The following is a 5,473-nucleotide window of genomic DNA, read 5'->3' on the forward strand; positions in this document are numbered from 1 at the left end:
TCGTCCAGCAGCACAGGGGTCTTCATTTCGAAGGTGGTGATGACTTCGTCGGTACCGTGCTTGCAGACTTTGCCAGCGTGCGGGTACAGGTCGATCACGTCGCCCATGTTCATGTTCGATACGTCGAACTCGATTGGCAGTGCGCCGGCATCTTCCATGGTGTTGTAGAAGATCGGAGCGATTTTGCTGCCGAAGCAGAAACCGCCAGCGCGCTTGTTCGGCACGTAAGGGATGTCGTCGCCGAAGAACCACAGCACCGAGTTGGTCGCCGATTTACGCGAAGAACCGGTACCGACCACGTCACCGACGTAGGCGATCGGGAAGCCTTGACCGCGCATTTCTTCGATCTGCTTCATCGGGCCGGTCTTGCCTTGCTCGTCCGGAACGATGCCGTCACGGGCCATTTTCAGCATGGCCAGGGCGTGCAGCGGGATGTCCGGACGCGACCAGGCGTCTGGCGCCGGGGACAGGTCGTCGGTGTTGGTTTCGCCGGTTACTTTGAATACGCGCAGGCTGATTTTGTCTTCCAGCACAGGGCGCTTCTTGAACCACTCGCCGTCAGCCCAGGATTGCAGCACGGCTTTGGCGTGAACGTTGCCGTTCTTGGCTTTTTCAGCCACGTCGTGGAAGGCATCGAACATCAGCAGGGTGTGCTTGAGTTCTTCGGCAGCCACTGGCGCCAGTTCGGCGTCGTCCAGCAGTTCAACCAGGGTCACGATGTTGTAGCCGCCCTGCATGGTGCCGAGCAGTTCTACAGCGCGCTTCTTGTCCAGCAGAGGGGAGGTGACTTCGCCTTTGGCCAGGGCCGACAGGAAACCGGCTTTGACGTAAGCGGCTTCGTCCACTCCTGGTGGTACGCGATTGGTGATCAGGTCAACGAGGAAAGCTTCTTCGCCAGCCGGAGGATTCTTCAGCAGCTCGACCAGGCCTGCAGTTTGTTCGGCGTTAAGCGGCTGGGGAACGATACCCAGGGCTGCACGCTCTTCGATATGTTTGCGGTAGGCTTCAAGCACAGTTATTACCCTCATCAGTGGTCCCAAATGGGTGTCCGGGACGCTCATCCCGAAATGGCCGTACTCATGCACCTCACGACGTTGTGGGTCGCTCGGTCAGAATTACCGGCAATTCCTTACAGAAGCTGCTTTCAAAGTTTTACGCCTGCAGAACGGGGAGCTGATGAGGGTTGGCGACAGGCTTTTCCCCGCTGGAAAAACCCTTCGCCAACACCGCTCTGAAGGAACGACTGTGCTCGTGACGCTTTGAAAACAGCTTCTAACGGACATTGGCGCCTTAAAAGGCTGGCTGATTCTACGGCAAAAAAAATTTAAAGGTAAGTCGGGCTCTATTGGACTTTGGTGGCGTTGTGCGTGCCCGGGGCAAACTGCGATCGAGGCCTTGCCCCTGACGTTTGAGGGGTGATCAATGCCCGACAAAGGGCTAACATGCCGGCCTGTTCCGCGTTTCAGTGTTTTGCCAATTTATGCCCAATCAGACCATCAAGACCCCCTGCGTCGGCCTCTGCTCCACTGTTTACGGTGATCTGGTGTGCCGTGGCTGCAAGCGTTTCCACCACGAAGTGATCAACTGGAATGGTTACGGGGAGGAGGAAAAACGCGCGGTGTGGTTGCGTCTGGAGCAGTTGCTGTCACAAGTGATGGCGAGCAAGGTCGAGATCTTTGATCCGGCGCGCCTGCGCCAGCAGCTGGAACAGCGCAAGATCCGCTTCGTGCCGCATCAGTCGGAGTACTGCTGGGCGTATCAGCTGATTGCCCGAGGGGCACGGGTGATCATTAATCTGGAAGCCTACGGGATGGTGCTGCTGCCGGAGTTCCGCGACTGGAACCTGCCGGAACTGCGCGATGCCATTGATCGGGAATTCTTCCTGCTGTCGGAAGCGCACTACCAGCGCTACATCGCCCCGGGCTTTTTGAAAGACGCCTTCGGCGCTTGAAAGCTTCGCGAGCAAGCTCGCTCCCACAATGATTTTGTGAACGACATCAATTCAATGTGGGAGCGAGCTTGCTCGCGAAGGGGCCGGTTCAGGCACCGCAATCCTTAGTGTTTCACCGTCAGCTCCACCAGATGATCCTCAACCTCCTGCGGCTTGAGCACCAGCACATCGCTTTCCAGGGCATCCAGCACCACTTCGGCGGTATTGCCGATCAGCGCCCCTGACAACCCGGTGCGCGCCACGGTGCCAATGACTGTCACCGCCGCCTTCAGCTTGTGCGCCATGAACGGGATCAACACGTCCGCCGGACCTTCTTCGATGTGCAGATGCGCATCATCGACATCGAACTCCGCCTGAAACGCCCGGCATTGCTCGCGATAGCGCGCCTCGATGGTTTCACTCAACTGCATGGTCGTATCGGCCGCCGACAGCATCGGCGATGGGTGGGCGCTGATCACATGCAAATACCCCTTGGCCAGGCTGGCAATGTCGTAGCCGTGATCAATGATGGTGGTGTGCAGATGCCGATGCTCACCATCGGCATTGCCGACATCGACTGCCGCGAGGATCACCCGGTCTTTCCAGGAGGTGGAGGTTTTCACCAGCAACACCGGGGTCGGGCAGTGGCGCAACAGTTTCCAGTCCGCCGGGGTCAGCAGGGCTTTTTTCAGCGAGCTGTCGGGGAAATGCTGCTTGATCACCAGACCGCAACCTTCGGCCTGCTGCACGTCGATGATGGTTTCGTGCAGGCTCTCGTTCCATGCCTGTTCGGTGGTGACGCTGTAGCCGTCCGCCAACAGCGCAGCCTTGAGCACGCTGAGCATGCCGGCGTGGTCGTGCTTCTTGTCGCACACCAGCAGGTGCAGATGAGCCTGGGTCACGCCAGCGATCAACTTGGCGCGCTTGAGCGCCAGGCTTTCCGAATGTTCGGGTTCGATGACCACCAGAATGCTGCGAATGGCTTGCATGAGCGGAGTCTCCAGCAAAGAAAAGGCACGGCGTTGCACAACTATAGTTGCTGCCCGAGCGTCCGTGACTTGATGCATATCAACACCCGCCACTGGTGGTCTGCGGACAGGCCGGTATAATCGGCGGCCTTCGCTCGAACACCTTTTACCGTGAGCCCCATGATCCTTCCCGAAATCCACGAATTCCTTGGCTGCCGCACGCCCGACGCCTGGGTTCAGGCCGCACTGGCCGATCAGGAAACCCTGCTGATCGACCACAAGAACTGCGAGTTCAAGGCTGCCAGCACCGCGCTGAGCCTGATTGCCAAGTACCATTCCCACGTCGACCTGATCAACATGATGTCGCGCCTGGCCCGGGAAGAACTGGTGCACCACGAACAAGTCATGCGCATCATGAAACGCCGCAAGATCGAACTGCGTCAGCTGCATGCCGGGCGTTACGCTTCGGGCCTGCGCAAAGTGGTGCGCAGCCACGAACCGGTGAAACTGGTCGACACACTGGTGGTCGGGGCCTTTATCGAAGCGCGCAGTTGCGAGCGGTTCGAAGCACTGGTACCACATTTGGACGAAGAACTCGGCAAGTTCTACTTTGGCCTGCTGAAAAGCGAGGCGCGTCACTTTCAGGGTTATCTGAAACTGGCTTACCAGTATGGCGACGCGAAGGACATCGCCCAGGTGATCGAGAAGGTTCGCGCTGCCGAGCAGGAACTGATCGAGTCGCCCGATGAAGAATTCCGTTTCCACAGTGGCGTACCGGTCGCGGCCTAAGATCAAAAGATCGCAGCCTGCGGCAGCGCTTACAGGGCATAGCATGTCAACGTCAGGAGCTGCCGAAGGCTGCGATCCTTGCTCTTGATTGTAAAAAACTCTTAAGAGTATGAAACATCACCGAAAACCGGCCCCCATGGCCGGTTTTTGCTGCCTGAAACAAACGTCCTGCCCGCGATTGCCGCCATAATGTCGGCCACTTCACACAAGGGTGGCAGATGGGCGTTATGGATAACCTGGGTTTTGGCAAAGTCCTGCTGGTGGAAGACGATGAGCGTCTGGCCACGCTGATCGCACACTTCCTCGAACAACACGGTTACGAGGTGCGTGCCGTGCATCGCGGCGACCTGGCGGTGGCGGCCTTTCTCGAATTCAAACCGAAGGTGGTGGTGCTCGACCTGATGCTGCCGGGGCAGAGCGGTCTGCACGTGTGCCGCGAGATCCGCAGTGTGTCAGACACGCCGATCGTCATCCTGACGGCCAAGGAGGATGACCTCGACCATATTCTCGGTCTCGAATCCGGTGCCGACGATTATGTGATCAAACCGATCAAGCCACCGGTGTTGCTGGCCCGCCTGCGCGCATTGCAACGGCGACAAGTGCCGGACAGCAACGTGGTCAGCTTCATGGAGTTCGGCCAGTTGAGCATCGACCGCAGTTGCCGCGAAGTGCGTCTGGCCGCCGAGGTCATCGAAATGACCACGATGGAGTTCGAGCTGCTGTGGTTGCTGGCCAGCGCGGCGGGCAAGATCCTTTCGCGCGATGACATTCTCAACCGTATGCGCGGCATCGCCTTCGATGGCCTGAACCGCAGCGTCGACGTGTACATCAGCAAGTTGCGCAACAAACTCAAGGACAACCCCCGCGAGCCGGTGTGTATCAAGACCGTGTGGGGCAAGGGCTATCTGTTCAATCCGTTTGCGTGGGAGCTGTAGATGCTGCGGTTATTTCTCGGGCTGTTTCTGGTGATGACGGTCGGTCTGGTGCTGGCCCTGCAAACCGTCGAACACACCTTCAATGCGTTGCTCGACAATCAGATGCAGGCTTACAACCGCGAGGCCGTGCGCGGTCAGGCATGGTCGCTGGTGGACCATTTGCGCGGACGCCAGGGCGCCGAACGTGAGCAACAACTGGACAGTCTGCGCCCGCATTACGGGCTGTCGCTGAGTCTGGTCGAGGTCGGGCAACTGGCCCTTAGCCCTGAAGAAAGGGCCGAGCTGGCGCAGAACCTGTTGGTGATTCGCGACAACTACACCCAGTTCATCAGCAACATCGACGGCGGCGCGCAGGTGCTCAGTATCAAACTGCCGCCGGAGCCGAGTCTGATGCCGTTCTATATCGCGGTGGCTTACGCGATGCTCGCGGTGCTGATCGGCATCGTCCTGTTTTTCTGGGTGCGCCCGCACTGGCGCGATCTGGAAAAACTGCGCCTGGCCGCCGAGCGTTTCGGCGATAACGATCTATCGGTGCGCATCCAGTTGTCGAAGCGTTCGAACATCCGTGATCTGGCCGAGCACTTCAACCTGATGGCCGCGCGCATCGAAGGGCTGATCGCCAATCAGCGCGAACTGACCAACGCCGTTTCCCATGAGCTGCGCACGCCCATCGCGCGGCTGTCATTTGAACTCGATCAACTCAAGCAGCAACCGGACGCCAGCCAGAACCGCGAGCTGATTGCCGACATGTACGCCGACCTGGGCGAACTGGAAGAAATGGTTTCCGAATTGCTCACCTACGCCAGCCTCGAGCGTGGTGCCACGGTGATCAAGCGCGAGAACATCCAGGC

Annotated in this window: 5 protein-coding genes and 1 pseudogene; 4 read left to right on the forward strand and 2 right to left on the reverse strand. The window is 58.8% G+C overall.

From position 1 onward, the window contains the following. A pseudogene (locus tag DBR24_RS32500) lies at window positions 1-1,013 on the reverse strand (aconitate hydratase B); the annotation flags it as partial. A 467-nt stretch (window positions 1,014-1,480) separates the two neighbouring features. On the opposite strand from DBR24_RS32500, the gene DBR24_RS16855 reads away from it, so the two are divergent. Then, window positions 1,481-1,951: a DUF1289 domain-containing protein gene (locus DBR24_RS16855; RefSeq protein ID WP_108590615.1), complete on the forward strand. Its 471-nt coding sequence runs from the start codon at window positions 1,481-1,483 to the stop codon at window positions 1,949-1,951. A gap of 104 nt (window positions 1,952-2,055) precedes the next feature. Here DBR24_RS16855 and DBR24_RS16860 read toward each other — a convergent pair whose 3' ends face one another. Continuing rightward, window positions 2,056-2,919: a universal stress protein gene (locus DBR24_RS16860; RefSeq protein ID WP_123467713.1), complete on the reverse strand. Its 864-nt coding sequence runs from the start codon at window positions 2,917-2,919 to the stop codon at window positions 2,056-2,058. Between the two features lie 159 nt (window positions 2,920-3,078). Here DBR24_RS16860 and DBR24_RS16865 point away from each other — a divergent pair, with 159 nt between their 5' ends. The 3 genes from DBR24_RS16865 to DBR24_RS16875 all read left to right on the forward strand — a co-directional run. After that, window positions 3,079-3,687 (forward strand): tRNA-(ms[2]io[6]A)-hydroxylase, encoded by a 609-nt coding sequence (locus tag DBR24_RS16865; RefSeq protein ID WP_095047457.1) that lies wholly within the window; start codon window positions 3,079-3,081, stop codon window positions 3,685-3,687. Between the two features lie 227 nt (window positions 3,688-3,914). Further along, window positions 3,915-4,622, forward strand: coding sequence for a response regulator (locus tag DBR24_RS16870; protein ID WP_128615313.1), 708 nt, complete (start codon window positions 3,915-3,917; stop codon window positions 4,620-4,622). After that, on the forward strand, window positions 4,623-5,473 hold an 851-nt coding region (locus tag DBR24_RS16875), incomplete at its 3' end, for a histidine kinase dimerization/phospho-acceptor domain-containing protein (RefSeq protein WP_128615312.1).

The sequence above is a fragment of the Pseudomonas sp. HMWF006 genome (assembly GCF_003061205.1).
Classification (GTDB): Bacteria; Pseudomonadota; Gammaproteobacteria; order Pseudomonadales; family Pseudomonadaceae; genus Aquipseudomonas; species Aquipseudomonas monsensis.